We start from the raw sequence: 24,633 nt of genomic DNA, 5'->3' as shown, positions 1-24,633 counted from the left end.
TCCCCGCATGGCTGAACCCATTACCGCGCTGGGACCGATCGGCGGCAGCGAACGCATCCAGGCACTGGACGTGGCGCGCGGCGTTGCCGTGCTCGGCATCCTGATCCTGAACATCTGGGCCTTCGCCGGGCCACAGGCCTTCTTCGACTACCCGCTGGCCATTGCCGATCGTGCCGGCGCGCCGGTGCAGACCTGGGCCGTGGTCCACACGCTGTTCGAGGGCAGCCAGCGCACCCTGCTGTCGCTGCTGTTCGGCGCCGGCGCCCTGCTGGCCCTGCAGCGCTTCGAGCGCAACGCGCCGCCGGCCGTGGCGCGGCGCACCTACTACCGGCGCAGCTTCCTGCTCATCGCCTTCGGCCTGGTCAACGCCTACGTGCTGCTCTGGCCAGCCGACATCCTGTTCGCCTACGGCCTGGCCAGCCTCTGCCTGTATCCGCTGCGCCGCCTGCCGACGCGCTGGCTGGCGGCGGTGGCGCTGCTGGCGCTGGCGATCCCGGCGGGCAGGCACCTGGCCGAGGCAGGCGAGCTGCGGCGGCTGGAGGCGGCCTCGGTGGCGGCGGTGGCCGCGCGCGACCGCGGCGAGGTGCTGGACGAGGCCGCGCAGCGCGATCTGTCCAGCTGGGAAAAGAAGCTCGCCAAGGCCCGCCCGGATGCCGGCAACCCACGCCTCGCCGGCGAAATCCACGACATGCAGTCGGGCAGCCTGGCGCAGGTGGCGGTCCGCCAGGCGCGGGTGAGCTTCGTGCTCCAGGCCTTCGTCACCACCAACTGGTGGTTCCTCGACGCGCTGGCGATGATGATCGTCGGCATGGCGCTGTGCCGCGAAGGCCTGTTCACCCGCCCGGGCAAGGCTGCGCGGCATGCCTGGATGGCCGCCGGCGGCTTCGCCATCGGCCTGCCGCTGGCGCTCTGGCAAACCCAGGTCCTGCTCGCCAGCGACTTCCACCCGGTGCAGGCCGAGATCGCCAAGGTGAGCTACGACCTGCGCCGCTTCGCCATGGCGATCGGCTGGCTCGGCCTGGTCTTCACCTTCTGCAGCATGGCCGGCGGCCAGGCGATCAAGCGGGGGCTGGCGGCCACGGGGCGGATGGCGCTGACCAACTACCTCGCGCAGTCGATCCTCTGCGCGCTGGTGTTCTACGGCTTCGGCCTCGGCCTGTACGGCAAGCTCACCGGCCTGCAGCTCTACGGGGTGGTCGTGCCGATCTGGGCGCTGGAGATCGCCTGGAGCTGCTGGTGGCTGGCGCGGTTCCGCATCGGTCCCTGCGAATGGATCTGGCGCTCGCTCACCTACCGCCACCGTCTGGCCTGGAGCGAAGGCCCCGACGCCCTGCTGGCGGCCGCCTCCGGCACGGGACAGCGCCGCTAGGCCGCGGGTGACGGCGTCACGCGCCATCGCTTTCGCCTCGGTGCTGGGCCTGGCCTGGCCCATCGCCGGATCGCTGTGGCAGCAGCCGCAGGAAGGGTAGCACCGGCTCGCCACCGGCCTGGCCGGCCAGGTGCCGGCGCAGGGCCGCGGTGCTCGCCGGCTTCTACCTGCGCTCGCGCAACCTGCCGGTCGCGGCCCTCCTCGATGCGCTGGTGACCGGCTGGCTGTTCGCGCTCTACCTGCCGGTCACCGGCTGACCGGCCCTCAGCGCAGCAGCGGATCGCTGCCGGCGATGAAGCGGGTGACGATGCTGTCGCCCTGCTGCCAGGCGAGCTGCAGGCCGCCGGCGCGGTTGGCAACCACCGGGTACATGCCGGCGCCGAGCTCGACGGGCGCGGTGAAGCTCTTGCCGTGGTCGCGCGACACCCCGAGGAACACGCGCCGCTCACCGGCGAGCTTGGTGTGCCATACCGCCACCAGCCTGCCCTCCTGCAGGGCGAGGACCGGCGCATCCGAGACCGCGGGGCCTGGCTGCAGCGGCACGGCCGCCTCGAAGGTCTTGCCGCCGTCCACCGAGCGCGACAGCGCGGCGCCCTGCGGGTTGGCGCCGCCATCGTAGGCGGCCGCATAGACGTAGTTGCCGTCCACGACGATGGCGGTGGGCTTGAGCGGGCAGGCTTCAATCTTCCAGTGGGCGCCGCCCCAGCGCGCACGCGGCTGGAAGGACTTGCCACGGTCGGTGGAGATGGCCACGGTGCTGTCGCGGTTGCCCTCCGCGCTCACCTGGCGGGAACCGAGGTAGATGCGGCCGTCGTACACGGCCGCCGTGGCCTGGCAACAGGGGCAGACATCGGCCGGGAACACCTCGAAGTCGCCGCCGAAGCTCTTGCCGTTGTCGTAGGACACCGCCGAGAAGATCTTGCCGTTGGGGCTGTCCTTGCCCATGTCGCGGGTGTCGACCCAGTAGGTGTACACGCCGCCCTGGCCGTCGGTGGTCATGGTGCCGAAGCACTCGGCATTCGCCAGCCCGCCATGGACGATGTCGCTGTTGTCGGATGCGGCCACCGCACCCAGCACCACCGGCGCGGAGAAGCTGCGGCCGCCGTCGGTGGAGCGCGTGTACATCGGCAGCACGATGGGCTTGCCATTTTTCTTGTCGATGCTGTTGCCCGGGAAGAACACGTGCAGCGTGCCACCCGGGGTGGCATTCAGCCGCGGCTTGCTCACCGGGAATCCCCAGACGGCGCCGGGCGTGCCGTTGACGCGCACCGGAGCGCCGAAGCTCTTGCCACCGTCGGTCGAGCGCACGAACCAGAGGTCGGTCTCGGCGAGATGGGTGTGGCCTTCCTGGCTGGCGGCGCCGGCAGCGGCGATCTTCTCGCCTTCCGGCGTGCGCTCCATCCAGATGACGTTGAGGCTGCCATCGCTGCCGATGGCGATCTCCGGCGCCATGGCCTTGCGGCCCGCCGGGCTGATGACCGTGGAATCCGCCGCCAGGGCCGCGCCGGCCATGACGATGGAACAGATGACGAAGCGGATCAGCAGTTTCATCGCGAGCTCCTCCCGTTGTCCAGGGCCGATTGTATGCCGGAAAGCGCCTCAGCCCGCCACCCGCTCGATGACCGCCTCGATCTCCGCCATCAGCCGGGCCCAGGTGGCCTCGTCGGCCAGGTCCTCGCCCATGAACCGCGGGGACTTCACGGCGCGCATGGCCAGGTAGCTCGCCGCGGCCATCATCACCACCATGAACAGGTGATGGTTGCGGAAATCGCGGTTGCGCGCGAACAGCGCCGCGTGGTCGCGACCCACCTGCTTGCGGATCTCGCCCAGGGCACCGGATATGGCGGTGGGGGTCATGAGCTCGTCGGCGAGCATTTCCACGCGCACCGGATCGTCGCGATGCACCTGGGCATTGCGCACCACGATCTTCTTCAGCACCTCGGCCGCGGTGGCGTCCGGTGCGGCCGACAGCGGCACCATGTCGACGAGCCTGGGCCAGACGCGGTTCTGCCGGCCCCAGGCCTCGACCAGGCCGGGCAGTCCGCCGAAATAGCGGTACAGCAGGGCCTTGCCGACGCCGGCCTCCTTCACCACCTCGTTGACACCGACATTGCGCAGGCCGTGGCGCTCGACGATGCGGCCGAAGGCCTCCACCAGCAGGCTCTCGGTCGCCTCGCGCTTGAGCTGGCCCTTGCCCTTTTCCTTTTCCTTGCCCTCGCCCCGGCCACGGGCCGCCGGGCCGGCCCTTGCCGTGCTGCTTCGCGCCGGTTTCCGCTTCGTGGTTGACATGGCCCGAGCCGAAGACTAAGAATTTGTGACCGACTGGTCAATTTTCCTGACCGGGATGGTCCGACAGCGGCTGCCGCGGGGGCATGCTGCGTCTTCTGTTCAGCCATTGAGGGAGCGGCATCATCGTGCTGGAAGCCATCGACCTGAAGAAAACCTACGGCGATTATCAGGCCCTCAAGGGGTTGAACCTGCGCGTCAACGGCGGCGACATCTATTGCCTGCTCGGCGCCAACGGCGCCGGCAAGACCACCACCATCAACCTGTTCCTCAATTTCGTCACCCCGACCTCCGGCGTGGCCCGGGTGAACGGCATCGACGTCAATGCCGACCCGCTGCAGACCAAGCGCTACCTCGCCTACATCCCCGAGCAGGTGATGCTGTACGGCAACCTGACGGGCATGGAGAACCTGGAGTATTTCGCGCGGCTCGGCGGCCACGACGAGTACTCGGCCGACGACTACCGCGGCTTCCTCCGCCGCGTGGGCCTGCAGGAGGACGCCGCCGGCCGGCGCGTGAAGACCTACTCCAAGGGCATGCGCCAGAAGGTCGGCGTCGCCATCGCGCTCGCCAAGCAGGCGCGCGCGCTGCTGCTCGACGAGCCCACCTCCGGGCTCGACCCCAAGGCCAGCAACGAGTTCTCCGAACTGCTGGTGCAGCTGAAGTCCGAGGGCGCCGCCATCCTCATGGCGACCCATGACCTGTTCCGCGCCAAGGAGACCGGCACCCGCATCGGCATCATGCGCGGCGGCCAGCTGGTGCAGGAGCTGTCCACCGACGAGGTCTCCCACGCCGACCTCGAGCGCATCTACCTCGAGCACATGCACTGAGCCGGACAGCGGCACAGGGGGAGCCAACGCCATGATCGCCACCATCGCCCGCAAGGAATTCCTCGAGATCGTCCGCGACGGCCGCTTCAAGTGGACCGCCGCGCTGATGGTCCTGCTGCTGGTCACCTCGATGCTGGCCGGCTGGCAGCGCTTCGAAACCTATTCGCGCATCCAGGCCGCCGCCCAGGGATCCACCAACAACCAATGGCTGAAGCAGGGCGACAAGAATCCCCACACCGCCGCCCACTACGGCAACTACGCGTTCAAGCCGCTGGGGCCGCTGGCGTTCTTCGACGGCGGCATCGTCAACTACGCGGGCACGGCCGTCTTCATGGAGGCCCACAAGCAGAATTTCGCCATCGCACGCCCGGCCACGGACACCAGCGCGGTGGCGCGCTTCGGTGAACTCAACGGTGCGATGATCCTGCAGGTGCTGCTGCCGCTGCTGATCATCTTCCTGGGTTTCACGGCCTTCTCCGGGGAGCGCGAGACCGGCACCCTGCGCCAGCTCATGAGCATGGGCGTCAGCCGCGGCAACCTGCTCTGGGGCAAGGCCGCCGGCATCGCCGCCGCCGTGCTGCTGGTGGTGCTGCCCTGCCTGGCAGTGGGCACGCTGGCGCTGGCAGCCACCGGCCTGGAGACCGCGGGTGGCGGCATCTGGACGCGCGTGGCGCTGATCGGCGGTGCGTACCTCGGCTATGCCGCCGTGTTCCTGTTCCTCACCCTGGCCGTCTCCGCCTGGGCGAAGACGGCGCGCGCGGCACTGATGGTGCTGGTCGGCTTCTGGGCCTTCACCGCCTTCATCATGCCGAAGACTGCGGCGGAGATATCCAGGCTCGCCACGCCCTCCCCGGCCTTCGGCACCTTCATGGCCGAGATGAAGGAGCACCAGAAGCGCGGCATAGACGGCGTGTCGCCACGCATCAAGCTCGCCCAGTACCGGGGCGAACTGTTCCAGAAGTACGGCGTCTCCCGCGTCCAGGACCTGCCGCTGTACTGGACGGCGCTCAGCATGCAGAAGCTGGAGGAGCTCGACCACCCGGTGTTCGAGCAGCACTACAACGCGGTGCGCGACGAGTACGCGCGGCAGCTGCGGCTGCAGGACCGCCTGGGCGTGCTGGCGCCGCTGCTGCCGCTGCGTTCGATTTCCATGACGATGGCCGGCACCGACCTGATCCAGCACAACAAGTTCATGGCGGAAACCGAGGTGTTCCGCCGCAACATGGTGCAGAAGATGAACTCCTACCTGTCGCAGGCCGCGGCGAACCTCAATGGCGTCAACAGCGCCACCAACTACATGGTCGCCAACGAGGATGTCTTCGCCATCGTGCCGCCGTTCCGCTACGAGCCTCCGGCGCTGCGCGACATCGTCGCCTCGCAGGCCGGCAACTTCACCCTGCTGGCCGGCTGGCTGCTGGCCGCCGTCGTGCTGGCCCTGGTCGCGGTCAGGCACATGAGCCTGGAGAAAAACTGATGTACCGCCTCATCATCTCCCACGAAACCCGCTCGCTCGCCCGCACCGGCGCGCTGTGGGCGATCCTAGCGCTGCTGGTCTTCGCCATCGGCTTCGCCGCCTTCGCCGGCAGCCGCACCATCGCGCGCCAGGCCAAGGGCGCTGCCGATGCCGCCGCCTACGAGAACGGCGAGCGCGCGAAGATGCGCCAGGACACCGAGGCCTACGCCGCCGAGGTCGCCGCCAGCGGCGGTGCCTACGAGTTCGCCACCGTCAACCACGTCCCCGGCCGCGGACCGCCGCAGGGCACCAACGCCGGGGTCGTTGGCGCCGAGACCGCGGCCTACGTGGCACTGCCGCCCACGGGACTCGCCGCCCTGTCCATCGGCCAGAGCGACGTGCAGCTGAACTACCTGCCGGCCTCCATGGGCACCACGCTCGACATGATCAAGAACCTGGAGACCGAGAACCCGGTGAACCTGCAGACCGGGCCGTTCGACATCGCCTTCGTGGTCATCTTCCTGCTGCCGATCTTCATCCTCGCCATGACCTACGACCTGCTGTCCAGCGAGAAGGAACGCGGCACGCTGGCGATGATCCTCGCCCACCCGGTATCGCTGCGCGAACTGATGGCCTCGAAGATCGTCGCCCGGGCCGCGGTGATCCTCGCGGTGGTGGTGGGCTTCGGCCTCCTGGCGCTGCTCGGCGTGGGCACGCAGCTCGACCAGGCGGAGACCTGGCTGCGCTTCGCGCTGTGGATCCTCGCCACCCTGCTCTACAGCCTGTTCTGGTTTTCGCTGGCGGTGCTGGTCAACGTCTACGGCCGCAGCTCGGCCACCAACGGCACGATCCTCGCCGGCATCTGGCTGATCCTCGTGGTGGTGGTGCCGACGCTGGTCAGCCTGCTGGCGACCACGCTGTACCCGGCACCGTCGCGCATGGACCTGATCGTCGCCGCGCGCGAGGCGCAGACCGCGGGCGAGAAGAACATGGGCAGCGCGCTCGACCGCTTCTATTCCGAGCACATGGACCAGGTGCCCACCGGTGACCAGCGGGCGATGGACTTCCTGACGCTCGCCCAGGCCAATGCCGCGAACATCGAGCAGGCGCTGCTGCCCCTCTACCAGCAGTTCCGCGAGCAGTCCCTGCACCAGGAAGGCCTGGTGCAGCGCTTCCAGTACCTGTCCCCGGCGATCATGATGCAGCTGGCGCTGAACGAGATCTCCGGCACCAGCACCGCCCGCTACCAGGACTTCCTCGACCAGGCCTTCCGCTTCCGCGGCCAGTGGAACGACTTCTTCGCCAGCCGCTTCCTCAGGCGCGAGCCGCTGCGGCCGGCCGACTACGACCAGTTCCCCGCCTTCAGCTACGTGCCGGAGCCGCTGAGCGTGGTGCTCGGCCGGCTGTCGAGCTCGCTGGCCGGCCTGCTGCTGGTGTGCATCGGCGTGACGGCGCTGCCCTTCGTCGGCCTGCGGCGCTACCAGGTCGCTGCGCGCTAGCCACACCACCGCGGATACGCCCCACGCATCGCCGACCAGGTGATGCCACCACCTGCAGCCGGCATTGTGCAATTAGTTAGCCTTGCTTATTATTGCCATGGCTTATGGCCAACCGGATGGCATTCGACGGCGCCCGCGAGCGCTCCCTCGGCTTCGCGCTGAGCGACCTGCTGCGCCTCATCCGTCGCGATTTCCTGCGCGGTGCGCAGGCGCACCGGCTGACGCCGGAGCTCTGGCGCCTGCTCTATTGCCTCGACCGCGACCAGGGCTGCAGCCAGCGCCAGCTGGCCAGCATGCTCGACGTCACGCCAGTGACCCTCGGACGGATGATCGACCGGCTGGAGCAGCGGGGCCTGGTACGCCGCGCCCCGGATCCCGCCGACCGGCGTGCCATGCGCCTGTTCCTCACGCCCGCCGCCAGCGCGCCCATCGCCCGCATGCACGCCCTGGTGGATGCCAGCCGGCGCCGCGCCATGAGCGGGTTGAGCCGAGCCGAGCAGGAGACGTTCTGGCGACTGCTGGGCCGGGTGCGCGACAACCTCAGCTCCGGCAAGGCCACCGCACCCGGGAAGCGTTCCCATGGTCGATGAATTGCCCTTGCCGCTGGACGAGGACGCCGGGGCGCCGCCGGCCCTGCGGCGCAGGCCATGGCTGCGAACCCTGCTGCTCTGGGTCGTGCCGGCGCTGGTCCTGGCGCTGGCGTTCGCCTGGTTCGCCAGCGGCGGCCGCTACGTCTCCACCGACAACGCCTATGTGCAGCAGGATCGGGTCGACGTCGCGCCCCAGCTGACGGCCAACGTGCGCGCCGTGCTGGCGGGCGAGAACCAGCCGGTCACCGCCGGGATGCGCATCCTGGTGCTCGACGACGCCGAGCAGCGCGTCGCCCTGCGCCATGCGCAGGCGGCACTCGCCAGCGCGCATGCCGAGGTCGAGGGCCTCAGGGCGTCCTGGCGCGAGAAACTCGCCGAGCTGCAGGTTGCCCGGCGCACCGCGGCCTACCTGGTGCGCGATTACCGGCGCCAGCAGGAACTGGCGGGCCGTCATCTGGTGGCCGAGATCACCGTGGACAATGCCCATCGCGATGCCGACAGCGCCCGGGGCAACGCCGAGGTGCTGGAACTCCAGCTGGCCGAGGCACGCGCCAGGCTGGCGGGCGATCCCGACATGCCCGCCGACCAGCACCCCGCCGTGCTCGCGGCGGCCGCCGTGGTCGAGCGCGCCCGGCTGGACCTCGCCCATACGGTCATCGTGGCGCCGCAGGCCGGCGTGATCAGCCACCTGCCCAAGGTCGGCGACCGCCTCATCGCCGGCGAGGCCTGCTTCGCCATCGTCGTCGACCAGCAACCCTGGGTCGAGGCGAACTTCAAGGAAACCGACCTCGCGCACGTGCGGGCAGGCCAGAGCGTCAGCGTGCGGATCGACACCTATGGCGGCCGCCGCTGGCAGGGCCGGGTCGAGAGCATCGCGCAGGCCACCGGGGCGGAGTTCGCCCTGCTGCCGCCACAGAACGCCTCGGGCAACTGGGTCAAGGTGGTGCAGCGCATCCCGGTGCGCATCCTGCTCGACACCCACCCGGGCGATCCGCCGCTGCGTGCCGGCATGAGCGCCGACGTCGAGATCGATACCGGGGCGCACACCCGGCTCGCCGCCTGGCTGGGCCGCAGCGGCTGAGCGGACCGATGCCACCCGCCGCCGCGGCAGCCACGGGAAGCGGGCGCATCGTCCTCAGCGCGGCGGCCGTGCTGGCCACGCTCCTCTACACGATCGATTCCACCATCGCCAATGTCGCCCTGCCCCACATGCAGGGCAGCCTGCAGGCGACCCAGGACCAGATCGCCTGGGTGCTGACTTCCTACATCGTGGTGAGCGCCGTCGCCACGCCGCTGGCCGGCTGGCTCGGCATGCGACTCGGCCTGCGCCGGGTGCTGGCGACCAGCGTCGCCGGCTTCACCGGCGCCTCCATGCTCTGCGGGCTGGCGGGCAGCCTGGGGCAGATCGTCGTCTTCCGCGGCCTGCAGGGCGCATTCGGCGCGGCGCTGGTGCCGCTGTCGCAGGTGGCGCTGCTCGAGGCCTTCCCCCGCGAAGCCCACGGCAGGGCCACGGCGATCTGGGGCATGGGCGTGATGGTGGGACCGATCATCGGTCCGACGCTGGGCGGCTGGCTCACCGACAACCTCGGCTGGCGCTGGGCCTTCTACGTCAACCTCCCGGTCGGCATCCTCGCCTACCTCGGCATCCTCGCGGCCATGGAGGAGCGGCCGGCGGCGCGGCCGCGGCCGTTCGACCTGCAGGGCTTCGTGCTGCTGTCGCTGGCCATCGGCCTGTTCCAGCTCGGGCTGGACCGCGGCGAAACGCTCGACTGGTTCGAATCCCCGGAAATCATGGCCGAGGCGCTGCTCGCGGCGACGGCGCTCTACATGTTCATCGTCCACAGCCTGACGCGGGACCATGGCTTCGTCGACCCGGCGCTGTTCCTCGACCGCAACTTCAGCGCTTCCGTGGTGATCATGTTCGCCGTGGGCGTGGCGGTCATCAGCCCCGCGGTGCTGCTGCCGACCTTCCTGCAGACGCTGCAGGGCTATTCGCCGACGCAGGCCGGCGGGCTGATGGCCGCGCGCGGGCTGGCGGCGATCGGCGGCATGCTGGCCGCCGGGCGGCTGACCGGCCGGATTCCCGCGCGCGGGCTGATGACCACCGGCATCCTGCTGACGGCCACCGCGCTGTGGCTGATGGCGCACTTCAGCCTCGACACACCCTGGCAGCGCGTGGTCGGCGCCAACATGGTGCTGGGCTTCGGCGTGCCGCTGGCGTTCGTGCCGCTGACGGTCGCCGCCTTCGCCACCCTGCCGGATGCGCAGCGCGCCGAGGCGGGTGCCCTGCTGACGCTGGCGAGGAACATCGGCTCGTCGATGGGCATATCGCTGAGCGTGGCGCTGCTGGCGCATTCCACCCGCGCCAACCAGAGCCAGCTGGTCGAGCATTTCACCGCCTACTCGCATGATCGCTGGCAGCTGCTCGGCCGTCATCCGGGCGCGGATGCGGGTACCGCGGCTTTTGTCGCGGAGATCACCCGGCAGGCGGGTGCCATTGCCTACGACAATGCCTTCTATCTGCTGGCGCTGGTGGCCGCGGCGATGCTGCCCTTCCTGTGGCTGCTGCGGGCGCCGCGCCGCTGACCCGAAGCGCTCACGGCGCCCGCTTCGGGAAGCCCTCCATGGCAATGCCCACGGCACGTGCCACGGCCGCCGCATCCAGCGAGCTGCGGTCCACCTCGCCGGAAACCGTGCCGTACCAGACCTCCCGGCGGCTCGCCGCATCGATGACGTGGATCACCAGCGTGCCCTCCTGGTAGTTCTTCACGCTCGGGGTGCCGACGTTGACCGAGCCGCCGACATTGCCGCTGAAACCGCCCATGCCGATGCCGATGCGAAACGGGCTGGATTTCACCTTGTCCTTCAGCGTCGTCTCGTAGGTCACCCGGAACCCCGGGCTGGCCTCGTCCTCGACATAGCCGCGCGCGACGAGTTCGGCGCGGACGGCATCGCGGATCCTGGCGTCGAGCAGGCGCGTGGGCTGGTCCCCCGCGCCCTCGCCGAGCGACGGCTGCCAGGCGAAGCTGCGGTAGGCAGCGAAGTCGGTCCCTGCATCCCTCTGCGACTCGTGCCGCGGCGATGAGCCCGTGGCACAGGCGGCCAGCGTGCACAGCACCACCAGCGATCCGACGGCGTACCGGGTCAGGCGCATGACAGGCCTCCTCGGGCAGGGATGACCTGCATCGTAGCGCGCCCCGGGCGGCCAGTCCCGGCAAACTGCGCTATGATCCGCCCATGCTGGCCACCCGCGTCAGGCAAAAAGACAGCGTCTTCTACTTCGTGGCCTACCCGGCCGAGGACCTGCTGGCGAAGGTACGTTTCATCAGCCGCTTCTACGCGGAGGGGGACCGCATCGCCGCCGAGGAAGTCGCCGCCGGCGACGAGGTCGGCCAGTTCATCGCCCGCGTCGAGTCCACCGACAAGGCATTCCAGCGCCAGCTCTCCAGGAGCAAGGTCGCGGCGATCCGCAATTTCTACGACACCGCGGTGAGCCAGCCGCCCATCCCGGGCACCGTGCTGCTGTTCACCGGCGAGACCCTGCGCTTCGATCCGCTCGACCGCTACGAGAGCGTCGGCAACCTCGAGGAGCCGCGCGGCCGCTACCTGATCATCGACGGGCAGCACCGGCTCGCGGCCCTGCACTTCTACGCGAAGCAGCACCCGCAGGACGCGAAGACCATGCACGTGCCCTGCGTCATCTTCGATGGCAAGAGCGAGGACTTCGCCACCGAGATGTTCGTCATCATCAATTCCACGCCGACACGCATCAACAAGAGCCACCTCGTCGATCTCTACGAGCGCGTCTCCTGGGCGGCTGCCGACAAGAAGTTTGCCGCGCGGATCGTCGAGCGTCTCTACAACGGCGGCGACAGCCCGTTGCGCTACAAGATCAACCGCCTCGGCAACCGCAGCCGGCAGGAGAAGTGGATCCTGCAGGCGGAGCTCTTCAGCGAACTGCACAAATGGGCGCTTGCCGACTGGCGCAGCCTCTCCCGCCGCGGCAACCTGGCCCGCGACGCCGAGCGCTACTACGAGCGCGTGCGTGACTTCCTCAAGGCCGCCGAGAAGGTCTGGGGCGAAGCCTGGGGGCACGCCGGCTACATGGTGACGCGACCGGTCACCATCAAGGCCATGCTGCGCGTGTGCTTCGACCTCTGCCGCGAGGATGCCGAGCCTGTCGAAGGCCGCCAGCAACGCTGGCAGCGGCGCCTGGCTCCGTGGGCCGGCAAGCTGCGCGAGTTCCGCAGCGAGGGTTTCTACGAACGCTTCCCCGCCAAGGGGCAGATCGAGCGCGTCGGGCGCATCCACCGCGAGCTGGCACGCGCCGCGGGGATCGAGGTGAAGCCGCGGACGGAGCGTAACCCGGAGTCCTGATCGGTCGCCGGCAACGCGATCCTCAGCCGCGCACGAGGCCCTGTGACCTGCTGGCCTTGGCTCCCAGGTCCACGATGATCGGCTTGGAGGTCCAGACGTGGCCCTGCAGGACCTGTGCCAGCTGGACCCGTGAGTCGACATCGAGCTTCCGATAGATGCGCAGGAGGTGGGATTTCACGGTCGCCACCGAGACATTGAGCTCGGCCGCCATGTCCTCCAAGCTGTCACCGTCCCCCACTTTCAGGCAGACGCGCGCCTCCGCCTGGCTGAGGCCGTAGACCTGCTGCAGATAAGCCCCGCCCGGGATTCGCCGGGTACTCAGGTCGGTCACGATCGCCAGCAACCACCGGCGCGGAAGCAGCAAGGCTTCACCGCCCGTGACGATGACGGGCAACAGGCTGACCACATAGGGTCGCGCGCCCGAGGGCCGGGTTGCCAGCAGGTCGTGGCCCACGGGTAACCGGCCCTCCTTCCCATGCCGCAGGCCTTCAAGCACGTCCTGGATGGCTTCATCGACCATGACATCGTGAACCACGACCCGGGACCCGGCCAGCCTCATGCCATCCGCAGCGGCCAGGAGCCGGCGGGCGGCATCGTTGAGATAGGCGACAGTGCCGTCCGGCATCAGCATCATGAGCGCATTGGGCGCCCGGTTGAAAATCGCGGCATCCGCCCGCGCCATGATCCGATACTGCTCCGCGACTTCGCGGAGGGCAGCAGCCTGGCGCAGGTACGGCAGCAACCGGACGATATCCTGCTCGAGTTGTGTCCAGCTGGTGGTATCCATGCTGCCACCGAGGCACAGCATGTACTGGCAATCCACCTTGCGATGGAGCGCCACCACCGCTCGCAGGCAATCGTCATGGCGGTTGCCCGTGGTGACATCCACCGGGAGCACAATCGACACGCAATCAGGTGATCCCTGCAAGAAGCCATCGACCACCGAACTGGACCGCAAGGCAGTGACGATGCCACTCGCATCAGGCAACTCGGTGGCCTGCGTCGCACCCAGGCCCAGGATCTCACTGACACCGTCGATATCGGCGGAAATCCGCACCAGCCCAACCCAGCCGCACTCGAGTGCCACCGCCAGCCGGACGCAGAGTTCGCGGAGATCCCCTTCCCCGGTAGCGAACCCGTACAGCCACAGGAGCAGCTCGGAAAAGTGCGGTGCCAGGCCTGCATCAGGCTGCCCGCCAGGGCCCACCCCCCCGGCCGATGCGGTCCGGCTCCGGCCAGTATCGTCACATTCCTGCAAGACCTGCCTCCCGGCTTCGGAAGAAGTCATTGCGTGGTGATGCAGCTTTGCGCCGGGCACGCATCATGCGCATCCCCCAATTGGGTGAATCCCCCAAAAAAAGAAAGCCACGCAAGCGTGGCTTTCTCCTTCCTGGCCCGTGGGCAGGTTCAGGACTTCAGACGACGTCGTGCGCCGGCCAGGGCAGCGCAGGCCGAGGCCAGCAGCCATCCTGCAGCCGGAACCGGCACAACCGTGCTCTGGAAGGTCCAATGGCCAGAATTGCCTTCAGGGCCATACATGACTGAATTCGTGGCGTTGTAGCCGGGGCCCGGCAAAGCGACAGGCCCGGCAAGGCAACTACCGGCCGAGTTCATCAGGCTGAAGGTGCCACTGGTCGGCGGCACGGATTTGGCCGTGATCTGGAAACCGGTGATCAGGTAGCCGTTGCACGCCGTCCAGCTCGGTGCGTTGTTCGTCAAGATGGAACCGAGGTTGATGAGCGCACCGTTGTTCCACTGGTAGGTCATTCCAGTCAGTGAACTTGCCGCGATGGCAGAAAAATTCGCCGGGTCAGAAATACCCGGGCTGCTGAGGGTCAGCGTGCCCGTGCCGCCCTGCCCGGTATCAGGTGTCCAGGCATAGATGACTGTCATGGCGACGGCCGGGGAAGACAGCAGGCTCGCCAGTGCTGCGGGCAGCAGCAACCGTGCGAGACCCCATCTCCTGATCCAGTTGCTTGCCAGCGTGACCTGAGGCCCGATTTCGCTCTTCATCTGGTTTCCCCCTCTGGAATTTCGTGCACGAGGTGCCGGCGTAACCCGCCCTCGATTCGTTTGTCTTGGGGGATCTTGTAGCAACGCCTGACGGTGCCCGTCGTCAACCGAAAGGCTGAATTTCTCGAAAGTACCTGCCTCAGCCCGCTCGAGTGAACTTAATGTCGGAAACTTCGTGATCAGCTGGCTGGTATTCGATGCGGCGGATACCGCCCCAGCCCCAGCAACAGCAGCGCCCCGCCGACGAACAGCACCGCCGCGGTGGCCAGCATCCTGTCGTAGCTGCCGGTGGCATCGCGCACCCAGCCGTAGGCAGCGGGCGATGCCGCCGTGGCCAGGGCGAAGCCCATGTACAGGAAGCCGTAGATCTTCCCGTAGTGGGCCATGCCGAAGTAGCGGCCGGCAAGATAGGCGATGAGGTCGGTCTCGGCACCGGAGGACAGGCCGAGCAGCACCACGGCCAGCGCGGCCGTGGCGGGGGCGGGTGGCTGTCCCATCAGCAGGACACAGGCCACCGCCGGCAGCGCCAGCAGCGGCAGCATGACCAGCGGCGCCCAGAAGCGATCGAGCAGCAGCCCGCTGCCGATGCGCCCCAGCAGCACCGAGAGGCCGAGCAGGCTCATGAGCGGCGCCGCCCGCGCCGGCGTGTAGCCGCCCGCCTCGAGCATCCGCGGCAGGTGGATCACGGCGCCACCGTAGGCGAAGGCGATCATCAGGATGGATGCGAGCAGGATCCACAGCTGTCGCCCCGCCCTCGCCTCGGCCAGCGTCAGGCCGGCGAGCAGCGGACTGCCTTCGCGGGCGACCGCCGAGAGTTCCTGCGGACGCTCGTCCGGCCGCGGCTCGCGGAACAGCGCAAAGCCTACCGGCAGGGCCAGGCCCAAGGGCAACAGGGCCAGCAGTGGAAAGGCGGGGCGCCAGCCGAAGCGCCCGATGAGCCAGACGGTCAGCGGCGGCAGCAGCATCGCCGCGATGCTGGTGCCGACCAGGGTGCTGCCGAGCGCCAGCCCGCGGCGTCGGAAGAACCAGAGGTTCACCGCACGCGACCAGGTCACCGGCGTCGAACCGATGCCCACCAGCCCCACCAGCACCCACAGGCCGTAGAACGCCGCCAGCGAGGGGGGCACCAGCGCGAAGCCGGCGAACACCAGGCCGAAGGCCGCGAGAGAACCCAGCGCCACCGGTCGCACGCCATGGCGGTCCGCGAGGCTGCCGAACAGCGGCGCGAGCAGCGCCCCGAGCACGCCATAGATGGTGAGCCCCAGGCTGATGTCGCGCAGCGACCAGCCGAATTCCTGCTGCAGCGGGCCGATGAAGAAGCCGAGCGTGTTGAAGGGCAGCGGCGAGGCCCCGCAGGCGATGCCGAGCAGCGAGGCCAGCAGCACGGGCCAGCCGCGACGGAATTCACCAGGGGACGACGGCACGCTCACCGCTGCAGTATTGCATGGCCCGGAAAAGGAAAAGGCCCTGCGGGGCAGGGCCTTTTCGTGGTCGGTCGCTGCCGGCTATCCGCTTGCGGAAGCCGGGGCACCCACCGCCGGTATCAGCTGTTGCGCTGGCGACGGCGTGCGACACCGAGCGCGCCGAGTGCGCCGCCCATCAGCCACACCGCGGCCGGAACCGGCACCGCCTGGTAGTTGTAGGTGATCTCCAGCCAGGCCAGGCTTTCCGGGTTGTCGCGCGACTTGCGGACCCTCAGGGCCAGGTTGGAACCGGTGACGACGGCCGAGAACTGGGCCGTTGCCGACGGGGTGACACCGTCCGCCATGAAGCCGTTGTACCAGTCACCCGTCCAGGCGCGAATGTCGGTCGAGGTGCACAGGTGCGGCGAGCTCGGCGGGCCGGCGGTGCCTTCCACGCAGGTTTCACCCGCGTTCTTGATCAGCGTCGTCGAGGCGCCCAGGGTCGTCGTGCCGGAGAAGGTGTGGATGATGTCCGCACCGAAGTTCGCGAGCTTGTAGGAGACCGTATTCACCGTCAGGTTGCCCATGCCGTCATCGATCGCGGTAGAGCTTCCGCAGGTGAGGCAGGCCGATGCGGCGAGCGGGCCACTGCCGAAGGTATAGGTGCCCGGTGCGCTCGAAGTCTTGAAGGTCATGGACGTCAGCTGGTAGGTGGTGGCGGCCTGGGCCGTACCGCCAAGCAATGCGAGAGCAGCCACGGCAAACAGGTGCCGGCGTGCGGATTTGAACGACATCGTTGTCCCCCTCGGATTGAGTGTTGTTGATTTGCGAGTCTTTGGCTTCTACGCGTCCGCCTGCAGCCACCAATGTTGGCCCTGATGCTGCGTGTGATGCGCACGCGTACAGCTGGACAGGTACCATGACTGTCGCGCACCAGCAAGACATCCTTTACATAAAGGCCTGCCGAATGAAAATTTTCTCCGCAAATCGGTCACTGCCTGCTGAACCTGTCCGATATCTGCGTGCTGTCACTCTGCTCGCCGGCATCTTGCTTGCCTGCACATCGCAGGCCGCAACACCCGGCGACGACCTCGAGCGGCTCACCGCCGCGCAACAGGTCGCGGCGCGGAAGATGCAGCAGTTCATGATCGACGTCGAGAAGGAGTTCTTCGGGGAAGTCGCGGCGCTCAACGGCAGCGCCACTCTCGTGGAGACGGTGGTCGACCCCGGCAACGCGCGCTACGAGATCCGGGTGGCACGCGGGCCGGTGCTGGAAAAGGCCGCGGTGATGACCGCCATCACCCGGGTGGAGGAGCCACCCTTCGTCAGGGGCCTGCGCTGGAACCGCTTCTTCGAGATCGCGCTGCACCCGAAGACACCCAGGGCCGGCATGCTGCATGCCACCTTCGTGGTGCAGGTGGCCGAGGACGGCACCGGCACCCTCGGCGGCACCCTGGACATGATGCAGGCAGCCCAGGACCCGGCCGACCTCGCCTGGTTCCGGGGCGAGCGCGACGCCGTGTTCCGGCGCCACGGCATCGACCCCGCAAAGTACGTCGTGGGCGGCTGCGGCAAGCCGAACGAGGGTGCCTGGAAGTGGCACCGTCCCTCGACCTGTACCGGGGCCAGCATCTTCGGCACCAATGTCGAGGTCGACGAGAAGAACTTCGACTTTGTCGCCGATGTATTCCGGACCGGCATGGAACGGTACTTCGACCTGGTCCGCAAGCGCCGCCTGGAGCCCTGGGGACCGGCCGAGCTGCAGGCCCAGGCCCACATGCGCCGGCGCTGGCTCGAGGACCAGCTGTTCTGGGATCTTCTGTCCCGGAAGTTCGTCCCCTACGAGGCCTGGTCGGCAGCGAACGCACCGCCGGTGGTCATGTACTAGGCGCCACCCCCGGCACCCCCGGCCTGCTGCGGCCGGGGCGGCATTCCTGCCCCGGCCCGGCGCCCCTGTCCGAGGGATGGTGCATTGACCCGGCCGCATGTAGACTGCCTCATGGGGGGATGTAAATCCGCCTGTGGGGATACGGACCGCGCAATGCAAAGGCCAGCCGCCAACGAGGCCAGAGAACATCAGGGCACGGGTACGGCATCCCTGACAGACCGGCCAATAGACAGAGCGACACAGCGCCAATCGGCTCCTAACAGAACTGATCGAAGCCTGCGGCAACTCCGTCGTATACGAGCCATTTGTTAGATCTGAGTGACCAGGAGCAGAGATGGAATCCAAGTTGTATGTTGGGAATCTGTCGTATTCGACGACGGAGGACGACCTGCGCCAGCTGTTTTCGCAGGCTGGCAACGTGAAGTCGGTGTCGGTCATCAAGGACCGCGACACGGGCCGCTCCAAGGGCTTTGCCTTTGTCGAGATGGCCAGCGATGACGATGCGCAGAAGGCCATCAGCCAGTTCAACGGCCAGTCCTTCCAGGACCGTTCGCTGAAGGTGAATGTCGCCCGCCCGCGTGAGGACCGTCCCCGTGGCGGTGGTGGCGGCGGCTTCGGCGGACCGCGCGGCGGCGGTGGCGGCGGCTTCGGCGGCCCGCGTGGCGGCGGCGGTGGTGACCGCGGCGGCCGCGGACGCTCCTGGTAAGTTCAGGTTCCCGGCACAGCCGGGAACGGCCGGACAGCCATCGGCCAGGCAGCCCGTGATCGCGGGCTGCCTGGCCGATTTTTCATTCCCGTCCGCCGGGCTGCCCCGGCATCAGTTGCCAGCCCCGGAGACCGCCATCTCGGCCGGTACCCACTGGCCATCCCGCAGCGCCACGTCCTTGCGCCCCGACAGCCGCACGCGCGCCGCGGGGACCTGCAGCACAGCGGTCAGCTCGGTGCTGACCGCGGCTGCCCGAGCATCACCGAGCGCCGCCAGGTCCGCGTCAGCGACACTTTCCACCGCGGCCAGCTCCGCGCGCAGCGCGTCGACGTAGGCGAGTTCGTCCAGGCGCGGTCTGCCCTGTGGATCACCCGGCGGCGGTGCCGTGTACCGGGCCTGCTCGTCGGCCAGTCGCCGGTCGGGAAAGCGCCCGGTGTAGAGCGCCTCCACCACCTGCCGCCTGCGCTGTTCGAGCTTGCGCCCGGAGGCCGGCGCACCGGCCTCCGCCAGCGCCTGCGCGATCCGCTGGTCGAGCAGCGCCGTACGCAGTGCCGTGCTGTCGGCATCGGTGGCCACCACGGCGGGCACCTCCACTTCCAGTTGCGGGCGCTTCGCCAGCGCCTCGGCGATATGCGCCAGCTTCTCCTTCTCCGGTGGCAGGAGATCGGCGCGTCCCGGCGTGAAATCGATGCGGCCGAGGTCTTCGGAGTCGATGCCCAGCAGGTTGCCGAGCAGGCGGAAGGGTGCACTGACCACCCGGGTAACCAGGTTGACGAAGGCCTTCCACAGCACGCCGCCGATGCGGAATTGCGGGTCGTCGAGGCTGCCCTCCACCGGCATGTCGAGGTCGATGCGGCCGTTGGCATCCTTGAGCAGCGCCACCGCCAGGCCGAGCGGCAGGTCCATCGCATCGGGGTTGGGCACCTTTTCGCCCAGTTCCAGTTCGTCGATGACGATGCGGTTGCTGCCGACCATGCGCCGCTGGTCGAGCCGGTAGCGCAGGTCGAGGTCGATCTTGCCGCCGGCGATCTTGCGGCCGGCGAACTTCACCGTGTACGGCGACAGCGGTGCCATCTCGATGTTGCGGAAGAGCACGCCGACATCCGCCATTTCCGTCGGCGCGCTCACCCGCAGCTGGCCGTTGACCCGGGCCAGCCCGTAGGGATCCACCCGGCCCTCCAGCGCGATCCTAGATGGCGCGCTGCTCACCGTGTCGATGGTGGTGAACTCGCCCTGCAGGTCCTGCACCCGCGCCGCGAATGGCAGCGGCAGGCTGAGGTCGGTGAAATCCACCTCGCCCCTGTCGATGGTGATCCGTCCAACGTGCGCACGGAAAGGCCGCGGCTTCGTCCCTGCTGCAGCCGGCGCTGATGCACCTGGGGAAACGGCCGCGGGCGCCGTGACCGGCAGGTCACCGATGTTGGTGGTCTGGTCCCGGTTGATGAAGACGCGCGCGAAGGGTCGCAGCAGGCGCACGCGTGCGATGCGCGCGCTGTTGCCGCCGAGGCGCCACTCGAGGTCGTCGAGACGCAGGTCCTGCCAGGCCAGCAGCCGCTGGTTCTCCAGCGTGTCGCGGGTGTCGAGATCCGAGATGCGCAGGTCGCCGTCGAACGCCAGTACCTCCTCCGTGCCCGAGGCAATGTGGCCGTCGATGGCGAGCGCACCGCCCCGTACCTGCACGTGGGCAATGTCCGACAGGTAGGGCTGTGCCTGCGCGAGCCGGATGCCATCGGCCTTCAGGTCGGCGTCGAGGATCAGCGAGGGCAGCAGGCCCACGCTGCCCTTCAGGCCCAGACTGCCGCCGCCACCGAGCACCAGCGAGGCCTCCAGCGGAAAACGCGCACCCGCCGCATTGCTGACATCGCGCAGGGTCAGGTCCAGGTCCGTCACCGACAGGGCGGCGGGCGTGGATGGCATGGCATCGACCAGGTCCAGCGTCAGGTCGTGGATGGCCAGTTCGCCAACCTGCAGCTTCGGCGCTGGCGTGGCCGGCGCTGATGCCGGCGCCGTATCGGGCTCCATCTCTGCCGCACCGCTGTCAGCGCGCGGCGCCAGCAACTGCAGCAGGTCGAGGTCACCGCTCTTGTCCCGGCGTACCCGCAAACGCAGGCCCTCGACAGCCACCGATTGCGCACTGGCCTCGTTGGCGGGCCAGCGCAGGCTGCCGCCGGTCACCTGCAGGCGCGACCAGCCGAGGAAGTCGGGCGCGCCGGGCGCCGTCAGCCGCACGCCGCTGACCGACAGCGCCAGCTCGTCGAGCGCCGCCTCGATCCCGCCCTGCGGCCGGGCCGTGAGCAGGAAGCGGGAGGACAAGTCGGTGACGCCGGCAACCACGGAGAAATGCAGCCGGTCCCTGAGATAGCGCGATGCCGATCCCAGCATCGGCCCATGCAGGGTGAGGCGCCCGGCGGCACGCAGCGGATTGACGCTGAAGTCACCGGCCAGCCCCAGGCGGGTGCCGGACTCCAGCAGCACCTCGATGTCTTCGCGGCCGCTCGCCTCGGGCAGCGTGCTCAGCGCCTCGATCGCCACGCTGAAAGGCCCGACGCGGGTGTGGAATGCGGTGGTCGGCACCTGGTCGGTGACATCGATGACACCATCGGCCACGCGCAGCTGGCGCACAATGAGCCGCGGCAGCCCGGCTGGCTCGGTGGCAGGCGCCGCTGGCGATGCCGGCGGCAGCAGCCGCTGCAGGTTCAGCCCGCCCGCACGGTCGCGTACCAGGTTCAGGTACGGCGCCACCAGGGAAAACTCGCTGAATGTCCAGGCGCGCCGGAACAGGCTCTCCGCCTCGAGATTCAGGCGCAGCTCGCCGAGGCTGGCAAGCAGGCTGCCGTCACGGTCCTCGAGGCGGAAGTCCCGCACCTGCAGCGACAGCGCGAACGGATTGACGCGGATCTCGCCGACCTGCGCCTCACGCCCGAGCTGCACGCGGGCCTGCTCGACGACCTGCCGGCCGAGCAGCCAGGGCGCCAGGAAGAAGCCCGCCAGCGCGTAGAGCGCCAGCACCACGGCCGCGGCCAGCGGCCAGCGGTAGCGTCGCAGCAGGCCTCGCAGCATGGATGCCGCTCAGGCCGGCGTGACGTCTTCGTAGAACTCGTGGCTGTGCTCGGGAAGGATGTGCGGGAAGAGTTCCTTGCTGCGGCTCGCGGCCACGCCACGCGAGAAATCCATGCGGGCGTCGACGCTGTCCCACTTCTCGATGAGGATGAACTGCGTGCCCGGCGGCGGACGCTCCGGCATGCGCGCGGCCTCCTCGGGCGTGATCCGCTTGCGCACAGCAGCGGCCATGGTGCCGGTGCGTGCCCGCAGGATCTGGCGGCCGTGATAGCCGGCGGCGGCGCGCATCGACGGCTCGAGCTCCTGGTAGAAGCGGGTGACTTCCTGCTCATGCCCGGGCTTGGCCCAGACCGTGACGATGTAGGTGACCATGCGTGCCTCCGCTCGCCTGCTTTCAGTGGGTTGCGAACCGCGAGTATAAACGATGCCCCGGCGGCGGCCGCCGGCGCGCATTGCCGGCGACGGGCGATCCGTAAGACAATTCGCCCTGTCCCGCGTTGTCGCCAACCCTCACGCCTGATCCTCCAGAGCATCATGACCGCAACAAATTTCCCCCTGCAGGTCAGCGCACGGCTGCCCGCAAAGCTCGGGCGCCTCACCGACCTTGCAGCCAACTTCTGGTTCAGCTGGCATCGCCCGACCCGCCAGCTGTTCTCGATGCTGGACCGCGACCTGTGGTGGCTCGTCGGCCGCAATCCCAAGGTATTCCTGCGCTGCGTCGACCATGCCGTGCTGGCCATGGCCGCCGACAACGAGACCTTCCTCGCTTCCTACCGGCGCGTGCTGGCCGAGTTCGACGCCTACCGTGAGCAGGGCCTGGCCAGCTACACGCCGGCAGGACTGCGCGAGGATGACCTCGTCGCCTACTTCTGCGCGGAGTTCGGCTTCCACGACAGCGTGCCGCTGTACTCCGGCGGCCTCGGCATCCTCGCCGGCGACTACTGCAAGACGGCAAGCGACATGCGCCTGCACTTCGTCGCCGTCGGCCTGCTCTACCGCCAGGGCTACTTCACCCAGCGCATCGACGAGTCCGGCCGCCAGCTGGCCGAGTACCGCCACACGCCGGCCGAGGACATGCCGGTGGTGCCGGCGCGCGGCGCCGATGGCCAGGAGATCGTCGTCCAGGTGCAGTTCCCCGGCCGCATGGTTGCCATCAAGGTATGGCGTGCGGAGGTCGGACGCGTGCCGGTGCTGCTGCTCGACACCGACGTCCCCGGCAACTCGGCCGAGGACCAGCGGATCACCCAGGTGCTCTACGGTGGCGGCCAGGCCATGCGCATCCAGCAGGAACTGGTGCTGGGCGTGGGCGGGGTGCGTGCGCTGCGCGCGGCCGGCCTCGCCCCCACGGTCTGGCACCTCAACGAGGGCCACCCGGCATTCCTGGTGGTGGAGCGCGCCTGCGAGCTGACCCGGCGCGGGCTGCCCTTCGCCGCCGCCATGGAGACGGTGGCTGCCTGTACCGTGTTCACCACCCATACGCCCGTGGCCGCCGGCCACGACGTCTTCCCGCAGGACATGGTGCTGGCGCATTTCCGCGATCACATCCGCGAGCTCGGCATCGGCGACGAGGATTTCCTGCGCCTCGGCCGGCACGGCAACGGCGAGCAGCCGCTGTTCAACATGACGCGGCTCGCGGTCAACGGCGCCCGCTCGATCAATGGCGTCAGCAAGATCCACGGCGGTGTGTCATCGGAGATCCTCGCCAGTGCCTGGCCCGACATCCCGCCACGCGAGAATCCGGTGGGCTACGTCACCAATGGCGTGCACGTCTCCACCTTCATGCGCGAGGAATGGGCCGAGCTCCTCGACCAGCATGTGGGCGCCTCCTGGCGCTTCGAGCTGATGGACAACCGGCTCATGGAGCGCATCCTGGAGATACCGGACGGACGCTTCTGGTACGTCAAGCAGCAGGTGAAGAGCGAAATGCTCAATGCGCTGCGCCGGCGCATCGAACGCCAGCATGCCCGCAACCACTGCAGCAGCGCGCATATCCACCGGCTGATGAAGTACATCGATCCCGATGACGCCAACGTGCTGACCATCGGCTTCGGCCGCCGCTTCGCCACCTACAAGCGCGCCACCCTGCTGTTCAACGACCTCGGCTGGCTGCGGCAGATCGTCGACAACGACGTGCGCCCGGTGGTGTTCATCTTCGCCGGCAAGGCGCACCCGGCCGACGAACCGGGCCAGCACCTGATGCAGGAAGTGCATCGCGTGGCCAACATGCCGGAGTTCTTCGGCAAGGTACTGCTGGTGGAGGGTTACGACATCGACCTCGCGGGCGTGCTGACCGCGGGCGTGGACATCTGGCTCAACAATCCCATCTACCCGATGGAGGCGAGCGGTACTTCCGGCATGAAGGCCGCCATCAACGGCACCGTCAACCTGAGCGTGCTCGACGGCTGGTGGGCCGAGGGCTACGACGGCAGGAACGGCTGGGCCATCCCGCCGGCGCACAACAGCGGCAACGATGGCGAGCGCGACCGGCAGGATGCGCGCACGCTCTACGAGATCCTGCAGGACGATGTCATACCGCTGTACTACCAGCGTGACGAACGCCTCGGCTACGCGCCGGGATGGGTGCAGGTCTGCAAGCGCTCCATGGCCTCGATCCTGCCGCGCTTCAACAGCAGCAGGCTGCTCCACGACTACGCCTGCACTTTCTATGCCCCGGCTGCCGCACATGGCCGCGCCATCGCCGCCAACGACTCGGCTGCGGCGCGCGAGCTGGCGCAATGGAAGACGCGCGTGGCCGCCGCCTGGAATGGCGTATCCCTGCGGCTCGCCAGACCCCTGCCCGAGCGCGTCTCCTTCGAGGACAGCACGATGCTGGAGGTCGCCGTGCAGCTCAACGGCCTGTCACCCGGCGACGTGCGCGTGGAATGCGTCCTGCACCGCGAGCTGTGCTCGGACCTGACGGTGCCGGAGAAGCGCTATTCGGCCCACGGGCGCGCCACCGACGGCGTACGCCACATCGGCGAGGAGACGGTGTTCGTCGCGCCCTTCACCGCCACCGCGGAAGGCAACGGCGAGGTCGTCTACCGGCTGGAACTGAAGCCGCCCTGGTGTGGCGCCCAGCGCCTGGAGATCCGCGCCATGCCACGTCACGACAGCCTGCTGAACCCCTGCGAAACCGGCCTGATGCGCTGGCTGTGAGCC

Annotated in this window: 20 protein-coding genes; 11 read left to right on the top strand and 9 right to left on the bottom strand. The window is 68.8% G+C overall.

The window, feature by feature from the left end; genetic code table 11:
* Positions 1 to 7 precede the first annotated feature (7 nt).
* Entirely contained in the window at positions 8 to 1,369 is a 1,362-nt protein-coding gene (locus HRU81_02330) for a DUF418 domain-containing protein (GenBank protein QOJ31040.1), read from the top strand.
* A gap of 264 nt (positions 1,370 to 1,633) precedes the next feature.
* Here HRU81_02330 and HRU81_02325 read toward each other — a convergent pair whose 3' ends face one another.
* A complete protein-coding gene (locus HRU81_02325) occupies positions 1,634 to 2,920 on the bottom strand; it encodes an exo-alpha-sialidase (GenBank protein ID QOJ31039.1) in 1,287 nt (428 codons plus the stop codon).
* Between the two features lie 48 nt (positions 2,921 to 2,968).
* A complete protein-coding gene (locus HRU81_02320) occupies positions 2,969 to 3,658 on the bottom strand; it encodes a TetR/AcrR family transcriptional regulator (GenBank protein QOJ31038.1) in 690 nt (229 codons plus the stop codon).
* A gap of 125 nt (positions 3,659 to 3,783) precedes the next feature.
* On the opposite strand from HRU81_02320, the gene HRU81_02315 reads away from it, so the two are divergent.
* The 6 genes from HRU81_02315 (at position 3,784) to HRU81_02290 (ending at position 10,613) form a co-directional block, all read left to right on the top strand.
* Positions 3,784 to 4,485, top strand: a complete 702-nt coding sequence (locus HRU81_02315) for an ABC transporter ATP-binding protein (protein QOJ31037.1) — start codon at positions 3,784 to 3,786, stop codon at positions 4,483 to 4,485.
* A 31-nt stretch (positions 4,486 to 4,516) separates the two neighbouring features.
* Positions 4,517 to 5,959: an ABC transporter permease subunit gene (locus tag HRU81_02310; GenBank protein QOJ31036.1), complete on the top strand. Its 1,443-nt coding sequence runs from the start codon at positions 4,517 to 4,519 to the stop codon at positions 5,957 to 5,959.
* Positions 5,959 to 7,437, top strand: a complete 1,479-nt coding sequence (locus HRU81_02305; GenBank protein QOJ31035.1) for an ABC transporter permease subunit — start codon at positions 5,959 to 5,961, stop codon at positions 7,435 to 7,437. Before HRU81_02310 ends, HRU81_02305 begins: the two co-directional genes overlap by 1 nt.
* 116 nt (positions 7,438 to 7,553) lie before the next feature.
* Positions 7,554 to 8,027: a MarR family transcriptional regulator gene (locus HRU81_02300; GenBank protein QOJ31034.1), complete on the top strand. Its 474-nt coding sequence runs from the start codon at positions 7,554 to 7,556 to the stop codon at positions 8,025 to 8,027.
* Positions 8,017 to 9,108 carry an HlyD family secretion protein gene (locus HRU81_02295; protein QOJ31033.1) on the top strand — a complete coding sequence of 364 codons (1,092 nt, stop codon included), beginning with the start codon at positions 8,017 to 8,019 and terminating at the stop codon, positions 9,106 to 9,108. Before HRU81_02300 ends, HRU81_02295 begins: the two co-directional genes overlap by 11 nt.
* Positions 9,109 to 9,116: 8 nt before the next feature.
* Positions 9,117 to 10,613 carry a DHA2 family efflux MFS transporter permease subunit gene (locus tag HRU81_02290; GenBank protein QOJ31032.1) on the top strand — a complete coding sequence of 499 codons (1,497 nt, stop codon included), beginning with the start codon at positions 9,117 to 9,119 and terminating at the stop codon, positions 10,611 to 10,613.
* A gap of 10 nt (positions 10,614 to 10,623) precedes the next feature.
* On the opposite strand, the gene HRU81_02285 is transcribed toward HRU81_02290, so the two are convergent.
* Positions 10,624 to 11,181, bottom strand: a complete 558-nt coding sequence (locus tag HRU81_02285) for a DUF4136 domain-containing protein (protein ID QOJ31031.1) — start codon at positions 11,179 to 11,181, stop codon at positions 10,624 to 10,626.
* An 83-nt stretch (positions 11,182 to 11,264) separates the two neighbouring features.
* On the opposite strand from HRU81_02285, the gene HRU81_02280 reads away from it, so the two are divergent.
* Complete coding sequence (locus HRU81_02280) at positions 11,265 to 12,404, top strand: DGQHR domain-containing protein (GenBank protein ID QOJ31030.1); 1,140 nt, start codon at positions 11,265 to 11,267, stop codon at positions 12,402 to 12,404.
* A gap of 22 nt (positions 12,405 to 12,426) precedes the next feature.
* Here HRU81_02280 and HRU81_02275 read toward each other — a convergent pair whose 3' ends face one another.
* The 4 genes from HRU81_02275 to HRU81_02260 form a co-directional block, all read right to left on the bottom strand.
* Entirely contained in the window at positions 12,427 to 13,461 is a 1,035-nt protein-coding gene (locus HRU81_02275) for a PAS domain-containing protein (GenBank protein ID QOJ31029.1), read from the bottom strand.
* A gap of 350 nt (positions 13,462 to 13,811) precedes the next feature.
* Positions 13,812 to 14,417 (bottom strand): VPLPA-CTERM sorting domain-containing protein, encoded by a 606-nt coding sequence (locus HRU81_02270; GenBank protein QOJ31028.1) that lies wholly within the window; start codon positions 14,415 to 14,417, stop codon positions 13,812 to 13,814.
* 179 nt (positions 14,418 to 14,596) lie between these two features.
* On the bottom strand, positions 14,597 to 15,787 hold the full coding sequence (locus tag HRU81_02265) for an MFS transporter (GenBank protein QOJ33245.1): 1,191 nt from the start codon (positions 15,785 to 15,787) through the stop codon (positions 14,597 to 14,599).
* Between the two features lie 173 nt (positions 15,788 to 15,960).
* On the bottom strand, positions 15,961 to 16,614 hold the full coding sequence (locus tag HRU81_02260; GenBank protein QOJ31027.1) for a VPLPA-CTERM sorting domain-containing protein: 654 nt from the start codon (positions 16,612 to 16,614) through the stop codon (positions 15,961 to 15,963).
* 254 nt (positions 16,615 to 16,868) lie between these two features.
* Here HRU81_02260 and HRU81_02255 point away from each other — a divergent pair, with 254 nt between their 5' ends.
* Together HRU81_02255 and HRU81_02250 are read left to right on the top strand one after the other, a co-directional pair.
* Entirely contained in the window at positions 16,869 to 17,708 is an 840-nt protein-coding gene (locus HRU81_02255) for a hypothetical protein (protein ID QOJ31026.1), read from the top strand.
* 334 nt (positions 17,709 to 18,042) lie between these two features.
* Positions 18,043 to 18,414, top strand: coding sequence for an RNA-binding protein (locus tag HRU81_02250; protein ID QOJ31025.1), 372 nt, complete (start codon positions 18,043 to 18,045; stop codon positions 18,412 to 18,414).
* A gap of 111 nt (positions 18,415 to 18,525) precedes the next feature.
* Here the strand turns inward: HRU81_02250 and HRU81_02245 are convergent, their stop codons facing one another.
* Both HRU81_02245 and HRU81_02240 read right to left on the bottom strand, forming a co-directional pair.
* Positions 18,526 to 21,474, bottom strand: coding sequence for a DUF748 domain-containing protein (locus tag HRU81_02245; GenBank protein ID QOJ31024.1), 2,949 nt, complete (start codon positions 21,472 to 21,474; stop codon positions 18,526 to 18,528).
* 9 nt (positions 21,475 to 21,483) lie between these two features.
* Positions 21,484 to 21,846 (bottom strand): antibiotic biosynthesis monooxygenase, encoded by a 363-nt coding sequence (locus tag HRU81_02240; protein ID QOJ31023.1) that lies wholly within the window; start codon positions 21,844 to 21,846, stop codon positions 21,484 to 21,486.
* Between the two features lie 159 nt (positions 21,847 to 22,005).
* On the opposite strand from HRU81_02240, the gene glgP reads away from it, so the two are divergent.
* A complete protein-coding gene (gene glgP / locus HRU81_02235; protein QOJ33244.1) occupies positions 22,006 to 24,630 on the top strand; it encodes an alpha-glucan family phosphorylase in 2,625 nt (874 codons plus the stop codon).
* The last annotated feature ends 3 nt before the right edge of the window (positions 24,631 to 24,633 follow it).

Source organism: Gammaproteobacteria bacterium, from assembly GCA_015709695.1.
Taxonomy (GTDB): Bacteria; Pseudomonadota; Gammaproteobacteria; order Steroidobacterales.
This window is presented reverse-complemented; position numbering and strand designations above follow the sequence as displayed.

Bases quoted from the DNA above. Each gene is read 5' to 3' on its own strand.
- HRU81_02285 (QOJ31031.1), bottom strand. From the start codon at position 11,181: ATGCGCCTGACCCGGTACGCCGTCGGATCGCTGGTGGTGCTGTGCACG.
- HRU81_02330 (QOJ31040.1), top strand. From the start codon at position 8: ATGGCTGAACCCATTACCGCGCTGGGACCGATCGGCGGCAGCGAACGC.
- HRU81_02310 (QOJ31036.1), top strand. From the start codon at position 4,517: ATGATCGCCACCATCGCCCGCAAGGAATTCCTCGAGATCGTCCGCGAC.
- HRU81_02305 (QOJ31035.1), top strand. From the start codon at position 5,959: ATGTACCGCCTCATCATCTCCCACGAAACCCGCTCGCTCGCCCGCACC.
- HRU81_02250 (QOJ31025.1), top strand. From the start codon at position 18,043: ATGGAATCCAAGTTGTATGTTGGGAATCTGTCGTATTCGACGACGGAG.
- HRU81_02290 (QOJ31032.1), top strand. From the start codon at position 9,117: ATGCCACCCGCCGCCGCGGCAGCCACGGGAAGCGGGCGCATCGTCCTC.
- HRU81_02325 (QOJ31039.1), bottom strand. From the start codon at position 2,920: ATGAAACTGCTGATCCGCTTCGTCATCTGTTCCATCGTCATGGCCGGC.
- HRU81_02295 (QOJ31033.1), top strand. From the start codon at position 8,017: ATGGTCGATGAATTGCCCTTGCCGCTGGACGAGGACGCCGGGGCGCCG.
- HRU81_02300 (QOJ31034.1), top strand. From the start codon at position 7,554: ATGGCATTCGACGGCGCCCGCGAGCGCTCCCTCGGCTTCGCGCTGAGC.
- HRU81_02320 (QOJ31038.1), bottom strand. From the start codon at position 3,658: ATGTCAACCACGAAGCGGAAACCGGCGCGAAGCAGCACGGCAAGGGCC.
- HRU81_02240 (QOJ31023.1), bottom strand. From the start codon at position 21,846: ATGGTCACCTACATCGTCACGGTCTGGGCCAAGCCCGGGCATGAGCAG.
- HRU81_02270 (QOJ31028.1), bottom strand. From the start codon at position 14,417: ATGAAGAGCGAAATCGGGCCTCAGGTCACGCTGGCAAGCAACTGGATC.
- HRU81_02280 (QOJ31030.1), top strand. From the start codon at position 11,265: ATGCTGGCCACCCGCGTCAGGCAAAAAGACAGCGTCTTCTACTTCGTG.
- HRU81_02245 (QOJ31024.1), bottom strand. From the start codon at position 21,474: ATGCTGCGAGGCCTGCTGCGACGCTACCGCTGGCCGCTGGCCGCGGCC.
- HRU81_02260 (QOJ31027.1), bottom strand. From the start codon at position 16,614: ATGTCGTTCAAATCCGCACGCCGGCACCTGTTTGCCGTGGCTGCTCTC.